Below are 22,833 nucleotides of genomic sequence, written 5' to 3'. Positions count from 1 at the left end.
AGGTGGCAGAGGGGACCCGCGCGGCGTCGACCGCGCGGGTCCCCTCCCATCCACTTAGCCGGTAGGACGGAGCGTCCGATGGCTGGAGGGCTCCGCGCCCCAGTCTTAGAAGCGACGGGGCGCCGAGGGGTCACTCATCGTGTCGACGCCGGGCATCTCCTCGACCCGGCCGGAGGTGGCCTCGCTCGCCATCCGCTCCGACAGCCGGTCGGTGCCCGGGAACCCGCCAGGGGCCGTCGGCATCGGCCGCTGACCGGCCTGCTCCTCGAGCGGCATGGCCGGCTGGCCGGTTCCCTGCTGTCCCAGGTACCGGCGGGCGGCCACGGCGGCGCCGGCCCCCGCTCCCGCCAGGAGCAGCAGGCCCACCCCACGCCGACGGCGCTGGTGCGACTGGGCCATCCGGCGCTCGGCGCGGGTGAGGTGCTGCTCCAGCAGGCGCTGGGCGCGGTCGGCCTGCACCGTCGTCTTGCGCTCCGACCGGCGCGCGCGGCGCGAGTGGCTGTGCCGCATGGCCCGCTCGCTGGCCTCGTAGGCACGCTGGGTGAGGTCGTCGGCCGCGGACTGGGCCTTCTCGATCCGCCGCTGGTGCCGCTTGGACACGCCGCGCACCCGGTCCTGCCCGCCGCTGATCTCCTCCCAGGAAAGCCCCTCCGGAATGGCCCACCGCGACGGCTCGCCGCCCCGCTCCCGCAACGCGAGGTCGCCAGAGCGGGCTTGCTCGCCCCGCTCCCCGCGCCGGCCCGCGCCCCGGCCGCGCCCGCTGGGCTGCTCCCGGCGCTGGCCCCCTTCCCCCGAGAACCGCTCCTGGCGGCCCTCCTCGCCCCACGGCTGGCCGCGCCCAGGCAGGCGGCCGGTCCGTTCCTCGACGCGGCCGGCGATCTCCTCGCCGGGCGCCGTCGTTGCCCGCCGCCGCCCCACGTGGGCCGTGCGGCCCGTCCGTCCCCCGCCGTCCGGCTCGCCCCACGGCCGCTGGCCGGGTGTTTCCCACGACGGCCGGTCGCGCCGCTCGTCCCAGGCCCGCCCACGCTCGCGCCTCGGCCGCTCGCCGATCCTGCTCGCCGCCCAGCCCAGGTCGGCGTCGGAACGCTCCGACATCCGGTCGGACCGCTCCGACATGCGGCTGGAGGCGTCGGACATCCGGTGGGCCAGGGTGCTGCTGGCGTCCCGGGTCGCGGAGGCCGCCGACTGGCTGGCGCGGGCCGCCAGTCCCGCCGCGCCGGTGACCGCCGAGCCAGCCCTGCCCGCGGCGCCTCGCGCGGCCGTCTGGAGGCCGGCCTGCCACTCCTGCCCGCCGTCGCCGAAGGCCGCGCGGATCCCCGCGTGGCCGGGAGCGCCCGAGCCGGCACCGCCGAACAACTGCGACGTGCCGAGCAGGCCCGAGATGGGCCCGCCGCCCTCGTGGCCGCGGCCGGATCGCTGCTCGACCATGCCGCCGGGGCGCAGGCGGCGCCTGACGCCGCCGCGCTCCTGGCCGCGTGCGTCCCGGCCTCGCCTCGTGTCGCTCGGCGCCGCCCCGGTGACGCGCGAGAGCCGGTTCCGCAAACTGCTACCCATCGGTCTCCCTCTCCTGGCGTTGCCTCTTGGCGTGGTGGGACGAGCTGGCCCCGTCTGCCCGCCGCCTGGCCTCCGCCGGTCCGCGTGACGGATCGAGCGGGCCGGCACGGTGGCCAGAACCCGGGGCCAGCGATGTCTGCCCCGGGGATATCCCCCGACCGCCGCCAAACATCACCTTCACTCTGTGTAGTGCTGGTAGCACTCTCGCGCCTCTGCCTGCTCCTGTCGCGGCGAGGCGCTGGGCGCGCTCGCCGCGTGTCGGGCGCTGGGCGCCCTCCCCGCGTGGTACCGGGTACTGGCATATGGCGGTGGTCGCGCTGGGGATGGGCAGACGAGGTGGCTGGTTGGTGCTGCGCTGATGCGCCGTCGCCATCGGTGGCTTGGTTGCGCGTATTGGTCGCCAGAACGACGTGGCGACCAGCGGCGGCGACGAGGTGGCTGGTTGGTGCTGCGCTGATGCGCCGTCACCGTCGGTGGCTTGGTTGCGCGTATTGGTCGCCAGAACGACATCGCGACCACCGGCGGCTTGACGCCATGGCCCATGGGATGTCGGGCGCTTGGTGCCTTCCTGCTGTCGCACCGAGGTGCGCGAGCGGCACATACGATCGTCGTCAGTGCGGCCGGTTCGGGGCGGCCGTGCCGGGGCGAGGTCGGGCCGGCGGGTCCGCTGATGTCTGGTCAGCCTGCCTCGAGCCCGCGAGCTTCGCCGGCGGGCGAGCCTCGCTGCCGGGCCCAGCGCTCGGCCGAGCCGAGCCGACACAAGGGAGCCGCAGTCCTGAGGGAAGAGCGTCATGCGCCGCCGGAACGCCGCGCGGCGCGCAGTCGTCTTCCGGATGGGTATGCGGCCGGTGACGCCAATCCGACGCGGGTCAGGCGGCCCGCGGACACGAAGAGAAGAGAGACACATGGCCGAGGAGCTGTACGCGACGCTGCGGACGACTCAGGGCGACATCGAGATCCGGCTGTTCCCGGATCACGCTCCGAAGACGGTCCGCAACTTCGTCGGTCTCGCCACCGGCGACCAGGAGTGGACCGACCCGACCACCGGTGCGAAGAAGACCGGCACCCCGCTCTACAGCGGCACGATCTTCCACCGTGTCATCCCGAACTTCATGATCCAGGGCGGCGACCCGCTGGGCAGCGGCCGCGGCGGCCCGGGCTACAAGTTCGCCGACGAGTTCCACCCGGACCTGTCGTTCAACCGGCCGTACCTGCTGGCCATGGCGAACGCCGGCCCCGGCACGAACGGCTCGCAGTTCTTCATCACCGTCGCCCCGACCGACTGGTTGAACCGCAAGCACACCATCTTCGGCGAGGTCACCCGGGGCACCGACGTCGTCGACGCGATCGTCAAGGCCCCGACCGGGCAGCAGGACCGGCCGCGCACCGACGTGGTGATCGAGGAGATCGCCGTCGAGCGCCGCCCCGTCTAGCTGGCCGTACCGCCTGGGAGGCGTGGCCGTGACCATGCCCACGCCTCCCTGGTGCCGACCTCGGCCGGAGGCATTCGTCGACGTCGCCGAAGGCAGCGTGACGATGACCGGGCCTCGCGCGACTGGAGGCTCGAGCAGGACAGCATGGACAGGCCGAAGGACTCGGACGGACAGGACCGCGGGCCGGCTGGCCCGGAGGGGGTGGCGTGGTGACCGCGCAGGGCACCGAGCCCGAGCCGGCGACCGGCTCGGGGCTGGCGGCATCGGGCGCCGGCGACGCGGGGCCCGGGCAGGGCGCGCCGCCCGCGGGCGGCGAGCACTCCCCTTGGGCTCGTCCGACCGTGGGGGAGTCGTCGGCAGGGGCCGCGTCCGCGCAGGCCTCCCCGACCGTGTCACCCGGGCGGGACGTCTCGGCCGACCCCGGCCGGCAGGTCCCCCCGGCGGACGGTGCCGGGCAACCGGGCGCCCCGCCGCCGGGGCATCCCGGCTGGGCGGCGCCACCCGCGACCCAGCCTCCCCAGGTGTCCTGGAGCGCGCCGCGGGTTGACGGTGCCGAGGTGTGGGGAGCCGGCCAGGACGCGCGGCCCACCGGCGAGGGTGGCCCCGGCCAGGGATCAGGCCCCGAACTGTCCGGGCAGCAGGCGCGCTGCTACCGCCACCCACAGCGGGAGGCGTACGTCTTCTGCCAGCGCTGCGGGCGTCCGATCTGCCCGGACTGCATGCGCCCGGCCTCGGTCGGCTTCCACTGCCCGGAGGAGGAAGGCTCGGCGAAGCAGGCGCCGCGCACCGACCTCGGCGGCCGCGCCCAGGCGTCGCCGGGTCTGGTCACGAAGATCCTGATCGGTCTGTGTCTCGTCGCGTACGTGCTGCAGGGCTTGCCAGGGCTGACGGGCACCAGCCGGGCCAACCAGTTCACCGTCGACTACTCGCTGATCGGCTTCAAAATTGCCGAGAACCACGAGTACTGGCGCCTGATCACCGCCGCGTTCCTGCACGGCAGCGTCCTGCACATCCTGTTCAACATGTACGCGCTGTTCCTGCTTGGAATGCAGCTCGAGACGGTCCTCGGCCGGGCGCGGTACCTGGCGCTGTTCTTCGCCTGCGCTATCGGTGGTAACACGTTCAGCTACCTGATGTCCGGCGAGCAGACGTTCTCGTACGGCGCGTCCACGGCGATCTTCGGGTTCTTCGCCGCCTACTACCTGATCGCGCGTCGGCTGCGGCTGAACACCAACCAGATCCTCATCGTCGTCGGGATCAACCTGGTGATCACGTTCACGATCTCCGGCATCGACAAGTGGGGACATCTCGGCGGCCTCGGCACCGGACTGCTGCTGGGCCTGCTCTACGCCTACGTCCCGGCGCGCCGCGTCGTTCTGCAGGCGCTCGGCACCGGCGCCGTCGTGGCCGTGCTGCTGGCCGCCGCGGTCCTGAACTCCCAGAGCCTGACATCCATCACCGGTAGCTGATCTTCGGCCGACCGGTGATGGACGTCAGTGCCAGCCGATCGAGGCGTAGACGGGAAGCCGGCCGAAGTGGGGGCGTGAGCGCTCATCCGGCGCGTGCCACTCCTCGGCCGGGACCAGGCCCGGCTCGATCGGCTCCCAGGTACTGACCAGGTCGACGGTCTGCGCGTGCGGCCGAGGACAGCCAGGCAGGCCGGCCCGCGTGAGCACCCCTCGCAGCCCGCGCGCGGAGGTCTCGTCGCAGAGCTGGGAGAAGATCAGCAGGCTGCCCCGGGCGGTGGCCTCCCGGTAGCCGAGCAGCATGCCGCGCGGGTCCTCGTGGTCGGCGATCTGTGGCATCCCGGGCACGGCGACGAGGGCGAGCGGCCGGGTGACGTTCAGCCGGGCGCGCACGCCCGGGTGCGCCAGGACCTCCGCCGGGTGCGCGATGTCGGCCCGCACGACGGCGGCCTGCTCCGTCGGCACGTCGCGCGTCGCGCGGATCACCGTCAGCGGGCTCGGATCGACGTAGACCGTCTGGCTTTCCGGCGCGACCGAGCAGGCGATCTCGTGGACCGGGTCGGCGGTCTGCATGCCGCAGCCGAGGGCGAGGAACTGGTTCACCCCGTTGCGGGCGGCGAACCGCACAGCCCGGACGAGAAACTCCTTGGACGCGCGCGCGGCGGCCGGCGCCTCCGGCCATTCCAGCAGGATCCGCAGCGCCCACCGCCGGTCCGCCCGGCGATGGGATGTGCCGCCGAGCAGCGCGTCGTAGATGCCAGCCGGGGTGGGGAGCTCGTTCAGGTCTCCCTCGGGGTGGAACTCGGGTGGGATCGGGACGGTGAGGGCGCCGTCCGGGCCGGTCTGCTCGACCGGGCGCACCGGTCCGACGGGCCTCATCGGCTCGTCCTGCCCGCGCTGCCAGAACGGGCCGGAGGCATCGATGATGTTCGAGACCCGGAGCGGGCCGGCCGGGCCGCGGGGTTCGACCGTCCGCGACGCGCCGCCGGACCTGAGCGGGCCGACGGCCGGGAAGTCCCCCTGACGCGCTGGCTGGGTCGCGCGGACTGGGCCGTCGCCCAGGCCACGCTCCCGGCCGCTGGAGCGCGCGGGGAGCGACGCGGCTATGGGCATGCTGCCGCCGTGCCTTCTGGCGAGCATGGGCCCGGTGGACGTCATGTCGTCACCTTTCACTACCTGCGAGTCGGCGACCACCGGCCGGGGCGGTGGACGCCGTGGTCGGATCCTCCGGTCGCCGACGACGGGCACGCGGGCCACGGGACGAACCCCGGACAGCGGCCCGACCAGCAGGCCGAGGGCCCGAGGGCGGAACCGGACACGGACCGGCGGCGTTCGGGGCACGGGTCCGAACGTCGCCGGGACTGCGGACGCACAGCCAGTGATAGCCGCGGGCGGAGCCAGCCGCTGACCGCATGCCTGGGCGGGAATGAGCGTGATGCTGGCATTCCTGCTACCTCTGCGGAGGCCGACCCATCGGGTGCGGCCGAGCATGCGGTCCCTCACCGTGCGCGGGGACAGATTATCCGTGTGTCGCGCCGCCGTGAATAAGGGCTTACCCCCGACCTGGATGCCAGTTTTCTCCGCAAAGTCGTCCGGAATCGCCCGGGTCGCGGGAGCCATCCACAGCCACGGTCCACATGATTACCATGCGCTCTCGTGGTCGATACAATGAGCGATGGTTCTGGGGCTGGTGAGGCCCCGGTGGGTGACGGGCCGCGAGGACCGGCGACGGATTAGGCAGTGGGCGGGCCACGCGAGGCACAGGGTTCTTCCCGGCGTCCCCGCGGGCCGCGGAAAGACGGGGTGGTCGCGGTGGCACACTCACCGACACGTCGGCTCGGGGGCAGCCCATTCCCGCCGATCGCCGAGTACGCGTTCCTGTCGGACTGCGAGACGTCCTGCCTGGTGGCCCCCAGCGGCAACGTCGAGTGGATGTGCGTGCCGCGGCCGGACGCCCCCAGCGTGTTCGGCTCGATCCTGGACCGCTCGGCCGGCGGATTTCGGTTCGGCCCCGAACGGATCATGATTCCGGCTGGCCGGCGTTACCTGCCGGGGACCAACGTCATGGAGACGACCTGGCAGACGCCGAACGGCTGGCTGATCGTCACCGACTGCCTGGTCGTCGGCCGCTGGCACCGCACCGCGGCCCGGTCCAAGACCCTCCGGCGCACCCCGATGGACTGGGATGCCGAGCACGTGCTGCTGCGCACGGCGCGCTGCGAGCATGGCGAGGTCGATCTGAGCCTCGTCTGCGAGCCGAACTTCGACTACGGCCGCCAGCCCGAGTCCTGGGAGTACGAGGGCGAGGGCTACGCGTCCGGGGTCATCTCCAACGCCCACACCGGCCTCACGCTGCGGCTGCGCACCGACCTGCGGCTCGGCTTCGACGGCCGCCGCGCGCTGGTGCGCACCACCCTCAAGGAGGGCGACACGGCGTTCGTGGCGCTCACCTGGCGGGCGCAGGAGCCGATGCTGCCCGCGACCTACGCGCAGGCCATGGCGGCCGTCGAGTCCACCACCGAGTTCTGGCGGCAGTGGCTCTCGCGCGGCATGTTCCCCGACCATCCCTGGCGGCGGCACCTGCAGCGCAGCGCGCTCGCCCTCAAGGGCCTCACCTACGCCCCCACCGGCGCGCTGCTGGCGGCCGCGACCACCTCGCTGCCCGAGACTCCCCGGGGCCAGCGCAACTGGGACTACCGGTACAGCTGGATCCGCGACTCGACGTTCGCGCTGTGGGGCCTGTACACGCTCGGGCTCGACTACGAGGCGAACGACTTCTTCTCGTTCATCGCCGACGTCTGCGAGGAGAACGGCGACATCCAGGTGATGTACCGGGTCGGCGGCGAGTCCGACCTGCAGGAGCAGGTGCTCGGGCACCTGTCCGGCTACGACGGGGCCACCCCTGTCCGCGTCGGCAACGACGCCTACAAGCAACGCCAGCACGATGTGTGGGGCACCGTGCTCGACTCGGTCTACCTGCACACCAAGTCGCGTGACTACCTCTCGGAGCGGCTGTGGCCGGTGCTCGCCCGGCTCGTCGAGTCCGCGGCCACCCACTGGCGGGAACCGGACCGCGGCATCTGGGAGGTGCGCGGCGAGCCCAGACACTTCACCACATCGAAGGTGATGTGCTGGGTCGCGCTCGACCGGGGCCGCCGGCTCGCGCAGATGCGCGGCGACCTGAAGTCCGCGGCCCGCTGGAAGACCATCGCCGAGGAGATCCACGCCGACGTCTGCGCGCACGGTGTCGACGAGCGCGGCGTGTTCACCCAGTACTACGGGTCGACGTCGCTGGATGCGTCCGCCCTGCTCGTGCCGCTGCTCGGCTTCCTGCCCGCCTCCGACGACCGGGTGAAGGCGACGGTGCTGGCGATCGCCGACGAGCTGACCGTCGACGGCCTCGTGCTGCGTTACCGCACGGACGAGACCGACGACGGCGTGGGCGGCGAGGAGGGTGCATTCCTGATCTGCTCGTTCTGGCTGGTGTCCGCGATGGTGGAGATCGGCGAGCTGCACCGCGCCCGGCAGCTGTGCGAGCGCCTGCTGTCCATGGCGAGCCCGCTGGACCTGTTCGCCGAGGAGGTCGACCCGGCGACCGGGCGCCATCTGGGCAACTTCCCGCAGGCGTTCACCCACCTTGCGCTGATCACCGCGGTGATGTACGTCATTCGCGCCGAGGACGCCGAAGCCTACGCCCGACCGTCGCCCTCCACCTAATTTCTGGTTCGCTCCGTCCGGAAGGTTGCTTGCTGGTTCGCTCCGTGCGGGCGGCGCGCTCCGGCCCCGTACTCGCTTCGCTTCCCGTCGAGTTGGTTGGCGGAGATGGGTCGGGGTCGGAGTCGGCCGGGGTTGGGCGGGAAGGTTGTTTCTGGTTCGCTCTGGAACGAGTCTCGGGCCGGTCGGGAAGGTTGTTGCTGGTTCGCTCCGTGCGGGCACGGCGCTACGGCCCCTTACTCGCTTCGCTCCCAAGGGACCTCCGCGCCGTGTCCTCCTGCGCTCACGGGCGCTCCGGCGACCTCGCTGCGGCCCGGCCCACGTCGCTTCGCTCGTGGGCCGGGCCTCCGCGAGGTGCGCCTCCGCGCCCAGCTCGGTTGCGTGCCGTCGTACGTCACCAAGCCGAAGCCGCGCACCGGGCGGGGCCACTTCGCTGCGCTCGTGGGCGGGGCTCCGGGACGTCTCTACGAGCGAAGCGAAGTGGCGCTACGGATGGGTCTGCTTCGGACGTGACGTTCAGCGGCGGGTGACCGTGCTGGGCGCGGAGGCGCGCCTCGCGGAGGCCCTCCTACGAGCGAAGCGATGTAGGGGGGCCGCAGCGAGGTCGCCGCAGCGCCCGTGAGCGCAGGAGGACACGGCGCGGAGGTAGCCCGCGAGCCGCCAGGCGAGCGGGCTGCCGGAGGGCCGTGCCCGGACGGAGCGAACCAGCAAGCAACCTTCCCGCCCAACCCCGTCCGACCCGACCCGAACCCCGTCCGACCCGACCCGAGGCTGTGCCGCGGCAGCCGGGTGGCCCGAACCGGCATAACGCGCAGACGCGTCGATTACTGCGTATGGCCGCGCTGCTTCTAGCATGGACGCGTGGCGAAGGTGGAGGTCGCGGGCGGCCGGGTCGAGGTCGTTCTCAGTCAGAAGGAGCGGCTCGCCGCGCTGCGCGGGGACGTGTCGGCGGCCCTCGGGGAGATCGCCGACGTGCGCGTCTCGCCGCACCCGTTCGGCGAGCTGCGCGGCATCCGCGCCCCGGGGACGGGGGTGCCCGCGGTGATAGCGATCGGCACCTGGCGCCATCGCGGCGGCAAGGACTTCGTCGCCATCTACCGCGGCCGGCCGGCGGTCGTCGTCGTGCTCGCCCCCGGCAGCGAGTTCGAGCGCCTCATCATCGGCGTCGAGGACCCGGACGAGACGGTGGCCAGGATCCTCGCCGCGATCGCTCCCGGCACGACCCCCGCGTCCGTGCTCTGACGCCTCCCGCGCGCTCGCGCTCGGCCGCCCCGGGCCCGGGCTCTTGGCGTGCACGGTGTTTGGGGCCGTGAGGGTACCGACGCGAGCGTCGGGATCGGCTGAGGCGTTCGGACGTGACCACATTGGGTAGCTAGGCCACTACTTTGTGTTCCGTCGTTATGGTGGACCTCTATCCACACATGTGGACAACGGTTGTGGATAAATCTCAGCCGTGCAACTTCGCCGGGGGCGCCACGACCAGCCGGGCCGCGGCGCCGGACGTTTCCTGGTGTCGCGCGATGGCGACTAGTGCCACTGGGTGGCCACGCCCAGGCCAATTACCACAAAACCGAATCCGATCAGGATGTTCCACCCACCCAGCGACTCCATCCCCAGGACGCCGCCGTTGGAGAAGTAGTACGTCAGCAGGTAGGCGATCCCGATCAGGAAGAACGCCAGGATCATACCGCCGAACCAGCGTGGCGAGGGCGCCCGGCGCTTCGCGGCGACGGTCGTGGTGGGACGGGCCGAGGTGGACTTCTTCGGCTTGCGACGTCGCGACTCGGGCACGGAAGATTCTCCTCGTCGGGGGCTACACAAACACTGCGAGAAGGCTACCCTCCCACCCCCACCGACTCGCTATGTAAGGGCTTGGCCGCTATCGGCGCCTTCGGTGTCGGCATCGCGAGGCAGCCAGTCCGGGGCTCTCACCGGGTCCGCCGGGGGGAACCCGGGGTGCCGCGAACCACTCGGTCGGGGACAAGGCGTCGACCAGGCCGGACAGGCCGGAGTCGACCAGGCCGGAAAGGGCTTGGCGACCAGCGCGGGAAGGACGCTCCGTGCGGGCCGGCAAGATGGACGCGACTGTCCTCACCGTAGGAGGGTGACGCGTGTGCGGTGGACGGCGCGGCGGGTGGACCGGCTACACCCGCTGGGTGCCTCCCCACGGCGCCGGCTGGCGGGGGTGCTTGGCGCCGGGCTCACCGGTCTCGTCGTCGCGCTCGCCGGGGTGACCGCGGGCGAGGACGGCGGGAGCGCGTCCGTCCGTGGCGATCCGCGCTCCTACGGGGCCGGTCTCGCCGACGTCGTCGCCGCCGACCGGGCGGGTGTCGACCGGGCGCGCGGGCGGCTCGCCCAGCTACGCGCGGACGGCCCGGGCACGCCGCCCGCCACCGCCGCTCCTACCAGGGCCGCGCAGGCACCTCCAGCCGGTGCGCTGGAACAGGCGGGCCTCGCCGAGACTCACGGAGCGGCGGTGACCGTGACGCTGGATGACACCCCGCGGGAGCGGCGCGCCGGGCCATGGCAGCCCGGGTTGCGACCGCCGGTCGCGGACGACCTCGTCGTGCACCAGCAGGATGTGCAGGCGGTCGTCAACGCGCTCTGGGCCGGCGGGGCACGGGCCATGACGATCATGGGGATACGGGTGACCGCGCGCACCGCGGTCCGGTGCGTCGGGAACACACTGCGGCTGGAGGACGGCGTCTACGCCCCGCCGTTTGTGATCTCGGCGATCGGCGATCAGAACCGCCTCAGCACCGCCCTTGAGGACGACGCCGACGTGGCGCTGTACCGCCAGTACGTCGCCGCTTATGGCCTCGGCTACGACGTCGAGATGGTCACGAACGCCACCTTCCCGGCCGCGAGCCTGCCCAGCGCGCGCTACGCCACCCCGCTGCCCGAGTAGTGCCGTGACCGCCAGATCAGTCCGTTGGCGTGATCGCCGGTAGCGTCCTCTGATGGTCGTGAACGGCGGTGATTACAACCACCTGAGGGCTGAAACCGCGATCATGTCTGCCAGGTTCAGGCGAAGGCGGCCTGGCGCAGGGTCTCGACCTCGGTGGACAGCCCGGGCGCCAGCCGGCGGGCGGCACCGCCGTCACCGCAGGACTCGAGCCAGCGGGCGAGCATCAGGTGGCCGCCCTGGGTGAGCACCGACTCGGGGTGGAACTGCACGCCCTCGATCGGCAGCGTCCGGTGCCGCATGGCCATCACGACGCCGCTCTCCGTCCGGGCGGTGACCTCGATCTCCGCCGGCAGGGTCGACTCCTCCACCGCGAGCGAGTGGTAGCGGGTCGCGATGAACGGGCTCGGCAGGTCCGCGAGCACCCCGGCGCCGTCGTGGTGGACGACCGAGGTCTTGCCGTGCAGCAGTTCGGGCGCGCGGTCGACGGTCGCGCCGAACGCGACCCCGATCGCCTGGTGCCCGAGGCAGACGCCGAACACGGGCAGGCCGGCCGACCCGGCGGCCATCACCATCGGGATGGTGGCGCCCGCCGCCTCTGGCGTGCCCGGACCGGGGGAGAGCAGCACGCCGTCCACCCCCAGCTCGCCGACGAGCTCCGGCTCCACCTCGTCGTTGCGTCGCACCAGGCACTCCGCCTCAAGCTGCCCCAGGTATTGAACGAGGTTGAAGACGAAGGAGTCGTAGTTGTCGACGACCAGGATGCGCATGCCGCTCCCGCTTCCCACTTGTCTTCCGGGTAATCCCGGTGGCTCGGCCCTGGCGGACCAGGGCCGAGCCGCCGATGCGTCAGTGCCTGTTGTCGCTACCCGCCAGTCGCGGCGGTGGTGGGCGCCCCGGTGCCGCCGGCGGGCGAGGTGGGCGTCTCGGTCGGCGGCCCGCTGGTGGGCGGCTTGGTGCTTGGCGTGACCGTCGGCGAGGGCGTCTCGGTCGGGGCCGCCTGCGCCGCGACGACCAGAGTGATCGTGTCGCCGCGGTTGACGGTCGCGTTCCTCGGGTTCTGGTCGAGGACGGTGCCCGCCGGCTGGTCGGCGATGGCCCGCTCGCTGATCGTGTACTTCAGGCCGAGGCTGGTCAGCTCCGACTGCGCGATGGAGACATCCCGGCCGACGTAGTCGCCGACGTTGACCTTCGAACTGACGACGTAGACCTTGACGCTGCTGCCCTTGGGCCATGGCTGGCCGCCCGCCGGGTCGGTCTTCTCCACCGTGCCCGCCTTTTGGGTGGCCTGGCCGATGAAGTCCTCGGGATCGGGCTGGAAGCCCTTCTGGGTCAGGATGTTCACCGCGTCGTTCCTGCTCATGCCGGTGACATCCGGGACCTCGACCGAGTCCGGCGGGACCGCGACTGTCAGCGTGATCTTCGCCGTTTTGTCGATCTTGCTGCCTTCGACCGGGTCGATCTTGGTGACGGGCTCGGTCACGTCCGTCGGAGCGTCGGCGGTTTTGACCCGGTCGACCGTGATGTTGGTGAAGCCCAGGTCGCTCAGCTGGTTCTGTACCACCTCCCGCGACTGGAGGAGCAGGCCCTGCGGGATCGTCGCCTGGGTAGCGCCGGTCGCGCCGTCGCCGCCGCCCCCCTTGTTGCTGAACAGCGACGTCGCTACCAGCGACACGACGACGAAGGTGAGCACGACCGCGAGCCCGGCGAGCACCCACTTCCACGCGTTGGAGCCGCGCCTGGGCTCCGGTGCGGCCGGACCGCCTCCTGGGCCGTAGCGGTCGGACGCGCCGGGGGCGCCGGCTCGGTCGAACTCGTCGTCGTAGCGGCCGCCGTAGCCGCCGATCCGCGTGTGCTGGTCGTCGTAGTCGCCGCCACCGCCGTAGCTACCGCTCGGGTAGGGGCCCGTCTGGTCGTCGTAGCCGGTGTCGCGGTACCCGGTGTCGCGGTACCCGGTGTCGCCGTAGCGGGCGCCGCCGCCACCCCGGTAGTCGTCGCCGTAGCCGCCCGGGGCCAGCTGGGTGGCCGCCGCGGAGGCCCCGCCGCCGGCGGCCGGCCGCGGTGAGGGCAGCTGCGCGAAGACACGCCGGCCGGCGATCGCGCGCTCGAGGTCGTCGCGCATCTCCCCGGCAGTCGCGTACCGGTCGTCCGGCTCCTTCTCCAGCGCCTTGAGCGTGACCGCGTCCACGGTGGCGGACAGCTGCGGGTTGCGCCGCGACGGCGGGTCCGGCAGCTCCCGGACGTGCTGGTAGGCGACGGCGACCGGGTTGTCGCCGCGGAACGGCGGCTCGCCGGTGATCAGTTCGTAGATCAGCACACCGGTCGAGTAGACGTCGCTGCGCGCGTCGACCTTGGCGCCGCGCGCCTGCTCCGGGGAGAGGTACTGGGCGGTGCCGATGACGGCCTGCGTGGCCGTCATCGTCGACGACGTCGCGTTGTTGGCCTTGGCGATGCCGAAGTCCATCACCTTGATCGAGCCGTCCGGGCTGAGCATCACGTTCGCCGGCTTGATGTCCCGGTGGATGATGCCCAGGCGGTGGCTGTAGTCGAGCGCGGCGCAGATGTCGGACGTGATCTCCATCGCCCGGCGCTCGGGGAACGGCCCCTCCTGCTGGAGCACCTCGCGCAGCGTGCGTCCCTCGATGAACTCCATGACGATGTACGGCAGATGGACGCCGTTGATGACGTCCTCGCCGGTGTCGTAGGTCGACACGATCGCCGGATGGTTCAGACCGGCGGCGGACTGCGCCTCCCGCTGGAAGCGCTTGAGGAAGTTCGGGTCACGTGCGAGGTCCGAGCGCAGCACCTTGACGGCCACGTCCCGGCCCAGGCGGATGTCGCGGCCGCGGTAGACCTCGGCCATGCCGCCGTAGCCGATGCCGGCACCCAGCTCGTACCGGCCACCGATGATCCGTGGCTCCGTTCCGTACATCTCTGTCACATCAGACACCAGCGATTCCCTCCCCGACGACGATCCCACCACCACCGGGGCCGGTCGTCACCGCCTGTGTGATGGAGGCCGCCGCATGCGAGGAACCTCTCGAGCCGGCGAGGGAGCGCGTGATGAGCGCGGTGACAGCCACTGTGATCACCAGCAGGACGATCAACACCGGCAGGGTCAGCCTCCGGCGCTGCCTGCCGGCGGCTCCGGCCCGTCCGGCTCCCGCCCGGCCGGCGCCGGCCCGACGGCTCGCCGCCCGGCCCGGCTGCCAGCCGCCCGGCTCGGCGTCCTCGGCGTCGGCCGCCGCCGGGTGTGCCACCGCGAGCCCGGTCTCGGCCAGCTGGTCGTCGGCCTCACCGGGTGGCCAGGAACCGGCGGCGGCCGGCTGGTAGGCCGTCGGGGGCGGCTGGTAGGCGGCGTGCCCTGGCTGCTCCTGCTGGTAGGCGGCGGGTTGATAGCCGTTGGCGCCCTGCTGGTAACCGGTCCCGCCGCGCTGCTGGTAGCCGCCGCCCGGCTGGTAGGCCGTCGCTCCAGGCTGGTAGCCCGGCGCGCCCTGCTGGTAGCCGGTGGCGCCGGGCTGGTGCGCCGTCGCCGGGCTGGGGATGCCCCGTCCGGGGCCTCCAGCATTGGCGTGACCACCCTGGGCCACGGGCGCCGCGACGGGGTAGCCGGGGCGCGCACCGCCGGGGTAAGCCGCCGAGTCTCCGGCGGGAACGCCGGAGGGACTGTCGGCCACCCAGGAGGGCGTTCTGGTCCGGCCGCGCGGCGGCGGCCCCGAGGGGCCTGGGTGGCGTGCCGTCATGTCGGGGCTCACGCCGGCGCCGGCGGCCCAGCGCGGCTCGGAGGCGAACACCTCGCGGCGGATGCCGGCGGCGCTGCGCGCGAACGCGCCGGCGGACGACGGCCGGCGCGCCGGGTTCTTCGCCATCGCCTGTTCGACCAGCGCGCGCACCTGGTAGGGCATGTCGGCCGGCAGCGGCGGCGGCGTGTCCTGCTGGTGCGCCATGACGACGACGATCGGGTTGCGGTCGTCGAACGGCCGGCGCCCGGCGAGGCACTCGTAGGCGACCACGCCCAGCGAGTACACGTCGCTGGCCGGGGTGACCGGGCGTCCGGACGCCTGCTCGGGCGAGACGTAGTACGCCGTGCCCATCATGATCCCGGTCGCCGTCAGCGGGGCTGCGTCGACTGCCCGCGCGATGCCGAAGTCGGTGACCTTGACCGCGCCGTCGGTGCGGATCAGCAGGTTGCCCGGCTTGATGTCGCGGTGCACGATGCCGAGCGCGTGCGCGGCCTCCAGCGCGTCCGCCGCCTGCCCGAGGATGTCGAGCATCCGCTCGGGCGAGAGCCGTTTCTCCCGGTGCAGGACCGCCGACAGCGGCTCGCCCTCGACCAGCTCCATCACCAGGTAGGCCGTCGGGTGGTCGTCGACGGTCGCGACCTCGCCGTAGTCGTAGACGGAGGCGATGCCCGGATGCGAGAGCCGGGCGGCATGGCGGGCCTCGCCGCGGAAGCGGACGAGGAAGGACTCGTCGCTGGCATACTCCGGGCGCAGCAGCTTGACCGCGACCGGCCGGCCGAGGGTCTGGTCGACGCCCCGCCATACCTCGCCCATGCCGCCGGTGGCGATCCGGCCGTCGAGGCGGTAGCGGTTGTCGAGAACGGTGTTCGGCGGAACGGCTCCGGCGAACGGCTGGGATGGCTGGTGGGTGGGCTGACCCGACGGGTTGTTCATCCTCGAACGTCCAATGCGGTCTGCATGACCTTCTGCGCGATCGGGGCAGCGATGGCACCGCCGGTCCCGACTTCTCCGCCGCCGTCCTCAACGACGACGGCGATGGCGATGGTGGGGTTGTCGGCTGGGGCGAAACCAACGAACCACGCGTGTGGCGGCTCGTTCGCCCCATGTTCGGCGGTACCGGTCTTCCCTGCCACGGACACGCCGCTGATCTGTGCTTTCCGGCCAGTACCCGACGTGACCACGGACTTCATCATGGTAGTCAGCTGGTCGGCCACCTGAGAGCTGATGGGCTGGCCGAGTTCCTTCGGCTCGGTCTGGGCAATCCGCTTGAGGTCAGGTCCCTGAAGCTCCTGTACGACGTACGGCTTCATCATCCGCCCGTCGTTCGCGATCGCCGCGACCACCTGTGCCATCTGCAGCGGGGTGACCCGCACGTTGTACTGGCCGATCGCGGACTGGGCGGTCTGCGGCTTGTCCAGGGACTCCGGGAAGACGCTCTTGGCCTGTGGCAGCTCGAACCCGTCGATCGTGGTGTCGAAACCGAACGCATCGGCCTGTTCCCGCAGCTTGTCGCCGCCGAGGTCCATGCCGAGCTGCGCGAACGCGGTGTTGCAGGAGATCGCCAGGGCGTGAATCAGCGTGTCGGTCTGGCCGTTGCCGCACCGCTCGCCGCCGAAGTTCGGCAGCTCGACGGTGCTCTGCGGCAGCGGTAGCCGGTCCGGTGCCGGGACCACGGAATCCGGGTTGTAGTTCCCGGTGGAGAGGGCCGCGGCGGCAGTAATGATCTTAAAAGTGGAGCCGGGCGGGTAGGTCTGCTGCGCGGCCCGGTTCAACAGTGGCTCGGCCTTGTCGCCGCTGAGGGTGTTGTACTGCTGCTGGACGGTGTCCACGTCGTGGCTGGCCAGCGAGTTCGGGTCGTACGTCGGCGCCGTCACCATGGCGAGGATCGCGCCGGTGCGTGGGTCGAGAGCGACCACCGCGCCCTTGCGGCCCGCCAGCGCCTGCGAGGCGGCCTGCTGGATCGCCGGGTCGATCGTGGTGACCACCGAACCGCCCTTGCGCTCCGAGCCGGAGAACAGCGAGCTCACCCGGCTGGCCAGCAGCCGGTCGTCGTCACCGCTGAGGAACAGGTTCTGCGTGCTCTCGAGCCCAGTCGCGCTGTAGAGCGCGTAATAGCCGGTCAACGGCGCGTAGAGCGGGCCGTCCGCGTACTGACGCAGGTACTTGAACTCGTCGTCCACCGGCGTGGACGACGCGATCGTGGTGGAGCCGGCGAGGATCATCCCGCGCTGGCGGTCCAGGCGGGCGGCGATCTCGCGGCTGTTCGTGGGCTCCTGCTTGAGACTGCGCTGCTCGCCGACCTGCACCCAGTTCGCGTTGACGAGCAGGCCGGCGAACAGCGCGCCGCAGACCAGCATGACCCGTCGGATCGGCCGGTTCATGTGCGCGGCGCGCTGGTCCGGACCGGACCGCCGCGCGTCGCCTGGACTACTCGGCTGGCTCATGGGTCTCCTGGGTCTCCGGAACCTCGACCCTGCGGACGATCTCGGTCTGCACGTTCGCGACCTGGTCGGGCTCGACCTCCAGGACCTCCTGCGCCTCTGCCTGACGACGGCGGACCGTATCGCTGATCCGCAGCAGCAGGGCGATGATCGCGGCGTTCGCGACCAGCGACGACCCACCGTACGAGACGAACGGCAGCGTGACCCCGGTCAGCGGGATCAGCCGCATCACGCCGCCGACCTGCACGAAGACCTGGATGCCCAGCGTCGCGGCCAGCGCGGTGGCCAGCAGCTTGCCGAACGGGTCCGGGGCGGTCAGCGCCACCCGCATCCCGCGCACGACGATCAGCAGGTACATCATCAGGATCGCCATGACCCCGGTGAGCCCCAGCTCCTCGCCGAGGCTGGCCATGATGAAGTCGGTGTTCGCGAACGGCACCTTGTTCGGATGGCCCCGGCCGAGGCCGGTGCCGGTGATCCCGCCCGCGGCAAAGCCGTAAAGGCCTTGGACCAACTGGTAGGACTTGTTGCTCGGGTTCGTCCCGTCGAACGCGTGCAGCCAGATGTCCACCCGCACCTGCACATGGCTGAACAGGTGGTAGGCGGCGAGGGCCGCGGCGATGAACAGGCCAAGGCCCACGACGACGAACCGGGCCCGCTCGCTGGCGACGTACAGGACGACCAGGAACATCCCGAAGAACAGCAGCGACGAGCCCAGGTCACGTTCGATGACCAGCACGCCGAGCCCGGCGACCCAGGTGAGGATCGCCGGCACGTAGAAACGTGGCCCCTTCGACCACACCCGGCTGATGACGCCGGTGTACGTGCCGCTCGAGTCGGTGACGTCGGCGGGCGCCGCCGGCTCGCCCGGGCCGTGCGCCCCCGGCCGCAGCCGCCTGATCGCGCCGGTGAGGGCGGCGGCGGCGTTGCCGGTCGAGCGCCTGCGTGCCTTCGTCACCACGTGCGCCGACATCAGCGCGCCGAAGGTCCGCAGGTAGCCGGCGAAGAAGATGGCCAGCAGGATCTTCGAGATCTCGCTCGGCTGGAAGGAGAACGGGCCGACCCGCAGCCACAGCCTGGCGCCGTTGATCGTCGCGCCGATGCCCGGCAGCGCCGGCAGGCACAGGAACACCAGGCCGGCCAGGCCCGCGGTGAACGTGTAGCGGGCGAGCGTGCTGTGGTTGCGCACCAGCGCCAGGACCAGCGCGAACACGATGACCGACAGCGCGGTCCAGACGATCTGGGTGTGCGCCGCGCTGGGTGGGATGGCGCGACCGGCCTGCTTCGCGGCGTCGGACCTGGCCAGGTCTAGCCGGTAGATCATGACGAGCCCGAGCCCGTTGAGCGCAGCGCACAGCGGCATCAGCAGTGGATCTGCGGCCGGCGCGAACCGGCGCATCGCCAGGTGGACAAAGCCCCACAGCACGTAGAACCCGAGCGCGTACGTGGCGATGTGGTAGGTCAGATGGCCGTCATGCGCCAGCGTCAGCGCGGAGAGCGCCGCGGTCGTCAGGATGCCCGCGGCCACCAACAGAACCAGCTCGCTCCGCCGGTAAGGGGGTAGCTCTACCCCCTGCGGCGAAGGGACGCGGGCGAAGGCTGACGTGAGGTTCGCGGACCATTGCCGGCGAGGCGGCAGGGTCATGGGAACGAGACGGGTGCGCTCTGGCAGGAGGCCGGGTTGGTGGCGCACGCGGCCGCCGAGGCCGCCGCCGCGCTCGGGTCCGGGGAGCCCGGAACGGTCGCTGACGCGGTCGGGCTCGGACTCGGGGACGTCGACGTGTTGGACTCGTCGGTGTCAGTGTCCTGGACCTTCTTCAGCCCATGGACCTTGTCCAGCGCCTCGTTGAGGTCGTCCACGCGCACCCCGGACCGCACGGCGCTGCGGTCCGGCTCAGCGATCGTGGAGATCGGGTCGTAGGTGGCGTGGAGGTGGGCCAGCGCGCCGAGACTCGGGATGCCCTGGAAGATCGCGACCTTGTCGTCCTGCACGCCGACGTAGTACTGGTCGCGCATCCACGCCAGGCCCGCCACCGCGGTGACGACCAGCAGCACGACGACCGTCACGCCGATGAAGATGAGGCGCCGCCCGCCGCGGCCCCGCCCCGCTCCCTCGGCGAAGTCCTCGGCGGACAATCCGCCGCGCTGGGTGCCTCGTCCGATCCGCGCGGCCTTGGCCGCAGCCGAGTCGGTGTCCGGGTCGCGGGGGTTCGGGCCGACCCGCGCGGCGGTCGCGCCCGGGACCGTGCCCTTCTCCGCGGCGGCGCCGGCGACCAGCGCGCCCTCCATCGACTCCTCGTCGTCGACGATGTCCGCGACGACCACCGTGATGTTGTCCGGGCCGCCGCCCTTCAGCGCCAGCTCGACCAGACGGTCCACGGCGTCCCGCGGGGTCGTCCCGAGCAGGGCCTCGAGGATCGTCTCGCCGCTGACGACGCCGGACAGGCCGTCGCTGCACAGCAGATAGCGGTCGCCCACCCGGACCTGGCGCACCGAGAGGTCCGGCTCGACCTCCCGGCCGTCGAGCGCGCGCATGAGCAGCGAGCGCTGCGGATGGGTGTTCGCCTGCTCCGGAGTGATCCGGCCCTGGTCGACGAGATCCTGCACCAGCGTGTGGTCGTGCGTGACCTGGCTGAGCACCTCGTCGCGCAGGAGGTAGCAGCGAGAGTCCCCGACGTGCAGCACGCCGAGCTGGTCGCCGGAGGCGAGCAGCGCGGTGACCGTGGTGCCCATCCCGTCGAGCGTCCCGTCCCGGGCAGCCATCGCGCGTAGCTGCGCGTTCGCGTCATGCATGGCGGCGACGAGGGCCTCGAGGAGGTCGTCGGCGTCGATCTCGGTATCCAGGTCGGCGAGCGCGGAGATAACCGTCGAACTCGCCACCTCACCGGCGGCGTGACCACCCATGCCGTCGGCGACGGCAAGCAGGTAGGGACCGGCGTAGGCCGAGTCCTCGTTGCCCTCTCGGACGTGGCCGACGTCCGAGCGGATCGCGTAGTGAAGCCGAAGGCTCACCGGCGGAACTCCAGGACCGTCTTGCCGATCCTGACCGGCGCGCCGAGGGATACCGGCATGGGCGTGGTCACTTTCGTGTGTTCGAGAAACGTTCCGTTGGTGGAGTTGAGATCTTCGACGAACCACCGCCCGTCGTGAGGGACGAGTCTCGCATGTCGACCGGACGCGAAGTCATCGTCGAGAACCAACGTCGAGTCCGGCGCGCGTCCGATGGTGATCGGTTCGCCAGTTAGTGGGATCACTGTGCCCGCTAGGGGGCCCTTTGTGACCACGAGCTTGCTTGGCGGGTATGCATTGGGTGCGTTCAGTGCTGACGGGACCTGTATGCCCGCCCGTGGCTGAGCCACTCGCGGCCTCGCCGGCCCTCGCGGGGTGGGGCCACGGCCGACAGGCGCGCCCGCGCCACGCCGTGCCTGTCGGCGCGTCGGGCCGAGCACGTCCGCCCGCACCGCGCGGACCGCCAGCAGGACGAACGCCCAGAGCAACGTCAGGTAACCGATTTTCACCAGCAGCAGGACGAGCTCGTTCGGCTGGGTTGGATCCATCAGGCTTTACCAGCTCCGGTCGCTCGGAGGGGGTGGGCCGGGCCGACGTCGGTGGTCGTCGGGCCGAGGACGAGCAGGGGTCCCGCTGGGCAGTTCGGTGTCGGCATCGTAGATCTCGTCGGGAGCACGGTCATCGCGACCACCGCGGCCGGGCCCACCTCGGTCGGCCGGGGGGCCGCCGAAACCGTTCGCTCCCCGCGGCGCACCGGGACGTTCCGTACTGGGACGTTCAGCACCGGGACGTTCGGTGCTGAACCGCTCAGAACCATAGCGTTCAGAGCCCGGGCGTCCACGGGGGTGCCCGTCGGCACGGCGACCGGAGCCATAGTTGTCTCCCCGATCAGGGTACAGATCGGCGTCCGCATCCTGACGGGAGCGGGCATCCCGGGCATCCCGTCCGTCGCGCGGGTCCCGGCCGCCCGCATCTCGATACGGCTCGTTACGTGGGCTTGACGGGGTTCCGGGGGCGTCCTCGCGATGGCGCTCACCCCGCGGCGGCGGACTGGAGCGGTCGGCATATGGATCCGGCCGACCTGGCCGATCCGGTCGGACGGGCCGGACGGGTCGGACGGGCCGGATGGGCCGTTCCGACCGGGCCGCCGCCGCCGCCGGTGGCGGTGGCGGCGTCGGTGCGTCCTGGAAGGGCTCTCCATGGAGGTTGGAACGGTCTCGATACGGCTCGCCACGCGGGTGGGGACGATCCCGGTCCGCGTACGGGTCCGGCCGGCCGGCGGGCGGCGCGTCCTGGTAGGGCTCCGCGCGCGGGTTGGAACGGTCCGCGTAGGGCGGCTCGGGGCGGCGATCCCGTTCACGTGGGCGATACGGCTCCTGGCCGCCGGGGCGGCGGGAGGGGTCCGCCGGTGGCGGCGTCGACGTCCGAGCCGGCCGCGCGTCCTCCCGAACGAACGTGATCAGCGCGTTGCCGAGCTCGATCAGATCCCCGTTGACCAGCTTCACCTGCGTCGCCGGACGGCCGTTCACGATGCTGCCGTTCGTCGAACCGGCGTCGACATAGAGGAAATGGCCGTCCGGCATGCTCCGGATCTCGCCGTGCTGGCGTGACACCCCGGTGTCCGTAAGCCGGATATCGCATTCCACACTGCGGCCGATCAGCGTCGACTCGCCCGTCAGCGCGTACTCCCGCTCCGTCCCCGGCGGCGCATCCTTGCTCGTGATCATCAGGTGGGGGGTACCTGGCGTCGCGCGTGGGCCGCCGCCGCGCGGGCCGGCGCCGCGCGGGCCAGCGACAACCCCCGGATCGGCCGAGGCCACGCTGCTGCGGATCCGGAACACACCGACGTCGAGATCCTGCGCCTCCGACAGCTTCACGCTCAACGGCCCGACGAACGTGTACCGCTGCTCGGCCGCGTGCTCACGGACCATCTCCGCCAGCTCGTCACACAGCGCCCGGGAATAGGGCGCCAGACGCGTATAGTCTCCGCTCGCCAGCTCCACCGCGAACTGGTTCGGCACCAGCACCCGGTTCGAACTGATCGCCCGCCGGTCGTCGGTCTCCCGCGCCAGGGCACCCGCGATCTCGACCGGTTCGACGCCGCCCTTGAAGACCTTCGCGAACGCGCCCTCCACGAGGCCGCCCAGGCGGCGTTCGAAGCGCTGCAGCACGCCCATGCCCGACCTCCCTTCGCCCGATCTGTGGATCGTATGACGGGGGCGTGAGAACGCCCCCGTCGTCGGGTGTCGAGCGCCCGACGGGACTGGTTACAGGTTCAGTGTGTAGGCGGGGCCGGTCGTGGTCTGGGGCCGGGGTGGTGGCCAGCCTGGTCGGCAGGGGACGCTGGTCGGCAGGGGACGCTATCGGACGAGGCGCCGGGCGCCACCGTCTTCGGGCGCTTCGCGCAGGTCGTCTCATCGATACCCCGCCGACCCCGGTGCCATAGGTCCGCCCCGGAGCGCACGGTCCGCCGCCGGCCCGCGTCGGCCCGAGCCCAGCCGCCCACGCCATACAGCCTGACCCGCAGCCAGTCCCGGCACGCGCCCGGCGCCCGACGGCGAGGGCGGC

16 protein-coding genes are annotated in these 22,833 nt (G+C 72.0%); 5 read left to right on the top strand and 11 right to left on the bottom strand.

From position 1 onward, the window contains the following. Positions 1–105: 105 nt before the first annotated feature. On the bottom strand, positions 106–1,554 hold the full coding sequence (locus BCD48_RS38430) for a hypothetical protein (RefSeq protein WP_071053313.1): 1,449 nt from the start codon (positions 1,552–1,554) through the stop codon (positions 106–108). Between the two features lie 905 nt (positions 1,555–2,459). Here BCD48_RS38430 and BCD48_RS38425 point away from each other — a divergent pair. Beyond that, positions 2,460–2,987, top strand: coding sequence for a peptidylprolyl isomerase (locus BCD48_RS38425; RefSeq protein ID WP_071053312.1), 528 nt, complete (start codon positions 2,460–2,462; stop codon positions 2,985–2,987). Positions 2,988–3,196: 209 nt separating this feature from the next. Then, positions 3,197–4,456, top strand: coding sequence for a rhomboid family intramembrane serine protease (locus tag BCD48_RS38420; protein ID WP_083419878.1), 1,260 nt, complete (start codon positions 3,197–3,199; stop codon positions 4,454–4,456). A 24-nt stretch (positions 4,457–4,480) separates the two neighbouring features. On the opposite strand, the gene BCD48_RS38415 is transcribed toward BCD48_RS38420, so the two are convergent. Next, positions 4,481–5,611 (bottom strand): SAM-dependent methyltransferase, encoded by a 1,131-nt coding sequence (locus BCD48_RS38415; RefSeq protein ID WP_071053434.1) that lies wholly within the window; start codon positions 5,609–5,611, stop codon positions 4,481–4,483. Between the two features lie 654 nt (positions 5,612–6,265). Here BCD48_RS38415 and BCD48_RS38410 point away from each other — a divergent pair. Together BCD48_RS38410 and BCD48_RS38405 are read left to right on the top strand one after the other, a co-directional pair. Continuing rightward, the gene (locus tag BCD48_RS38410) at positions 6,266–8,170 is read left to right on the top strand and encodes a glycoside hydrolase family 15 protein (RefSeq protein ID WP_071053433.1); all 1,905 of its coding nucleotides are present in this window, start codon (positions 6,266–6,268) and stop codon (positions 8,168–8,170) included. 858 nt (positions 8,171–9,028) lie between these two features. Continuing rightward, on the top strand, positions 9,029–9,409 hold the full coding sequence (locus BCD48_RS38405; RefSeq protein ID WP_071053311.1) for a hypothetical protein: 381 nt from the start codon (positions 9,029–9,031) through the stop codon (positions 9,407–9,409). A 285-nt stretch (positions 9,410–9,694) separates the two neighbouring features. Here the strand turns inward: BCD48_RS38405 and BCD48_RS38400 are convergent, their stop codons facing one another. Then, the gene (locus BCD48_RS38400; RefSeq protein ID WP_071053310.1) at positions 9,695–9,958 is read right to left on the bottom strand and encodes a cell division protein CrgA; all 264 of its coding nucleotides are present in this window, start codon (positions 9,956–9,958) and stop codon (positions 9,695–9,697) included. Positions 9,959–10,280: 322 nt separating this feature from the next. Here BCD48_RS38400 and BCD48_RS38395 point away from each other — a divergent pair, with 322 nt between their 5' ends. Continuing rightward, complete coding sequence (locus BCD48_RS38395; RefSeq protein ID WP_083419835.1) at positions 10,281–11,075, top strand: DUF881 domain-containing protein; 795 nt, start codon at positions 10,281–10,283, stop codon at positions 11,073–11,075. A 116-nt stretch (positions 11,076–11,191) separates the two neighbouring features. Here BCD48_RS38395 and BCD48_RS38390 read toward each other — a convergent pair whose 3' ends face one another. The 8 genes from BCD48_RS38390 to BCD48_RS38355 form a co-directional block, all read right to left on the bottom strand. Then, positions 11,192–11,842, bottom strand: coding sequence for an aminodeoxychorismate/anthranilate synthase component II (locus BCD48_RS38390; RefSeq protein WP_071053309.1), 651 nt, complete (start codon positions 11,840–11,842; stop codon positions 11,192–11,194). A gap of 95 nt (positions 11,843–11,937) precedes the next feature. After that, positions 11,938–14,022, bottom strand: coding sequence for a Stk1 family PASTA domain-containing Ser/Thr kinase (pknB, locus tag BCD48_RS38385; protein ID WP_071053308.1), 2,085 nt, complete (start codon positions 14,020–14,022; stop codon positions 11,938–11,940). Further along, complete coding sequence (locus tag BCD48_RS38380; RefSeq protein ID WP_071053307.1) at positions 14,015–15,748, bottom strand: serine/threonine-protein kinase; 1,734 nt, start codon at positions 15,746–15,748, stop codon at positions 14,015–14,017. Before BCD48_RS38380 ends, pknB begins: the two co-directional genes overlap by 8 nt. Continuing rightward, positions 15,745–17,196, bottom strand: a complete 1,452-nt coding sequence (locus tag BCD48_RS38375; RefSeq protein WP_071053306.1) for a peptidoglycan D,D-transpeptidase FtsI family protein — start codon at positions 17,194–17,196, stop codon at positions 15,745–15,747. The genes BCD48_RS38380 and BCD48_RS38375 overlap by 4 nt, the downstream gene beginning before the upstream one ends. Before the next feature lie 46 nt (positions 17,197–17,242). After that, positions 17,243–18,901 carry an FtsW/RodA/SpoVE family cell cycle protein gene (locus BCD48_RS47865; RefSeq protein ID WP_083419834.1) on the bottom strand — a complete coding sequence of 553 codons (1,659 nt, stop codon included), beginning with the start codon at positions 18,899–18,901 and terminating at the stop codon, positions 17,243–17,245. Next, the gene (locus tag BCD48_RS38365; protein WP_071053305.1) at positions 18,898–20,268 is read right to left on the bottom strand and encodes a PP2C family protein-serine/threonine phosphatase; all 1,371 of its coding nucleotides are present in this window, start codon (positions 20,266–20,268) and stop codon (positions 18,898–18,900) included. Before BCD48_RS38365 ends, BCD48_RS47865 begins: the two co-directional genes overlap by 4 nt. Beyond that, positions 20,265–20,813 carry an FHA domain-containing protein FhaB/FipA gene (locus BCD48_RS38360; protein ID WP_071053304.1) on the bottom strand — a complete coding sequence of 183 codons (549 nt, stop codon included), beginning with the start codon at positions 20,811–20,813 and terminating at the stop codon, positions 20,265–20,267. The genes BCD48_RS38365 and BCD48_RS38360 overlap by 4 nt, the downstream gene beginning before the upstream one ends. A gap of 6 nt (positions 20,814–20,819) precedes the next feature. Next, positions 20,820–22,442 carry an FhaA domain-containing protein gene (locus tag BCD48_RS38355; RefSeq protein ID WP_071053303.1) on the bottom strand — a complete coding sequence of 541 codons (1,623 nt, stop codon included), beginning with the start codon at positions 22,440–22,442 and terminating at the stop codon, positions 20,820–20,822. Positions 22,443–22,833 lie beyond the last annotated feature (391 nt).

Origin of the sequence: Pseudofrankia coriaricola (assembly GCF_001854805.1) — a bacterium.
In the GTDB taxonomy this organism is placed as follows: domain Bacteria; phylum Actinomycetota; class Actinomycetes; order Frankiales; family Frankiaceae; genus Pseudofrankia.
The sequence above is the reverse complement of the archived record's forward strand: the minus strand, read 5'-3'. Positions and strand labels throughout refer to the sequence as shown.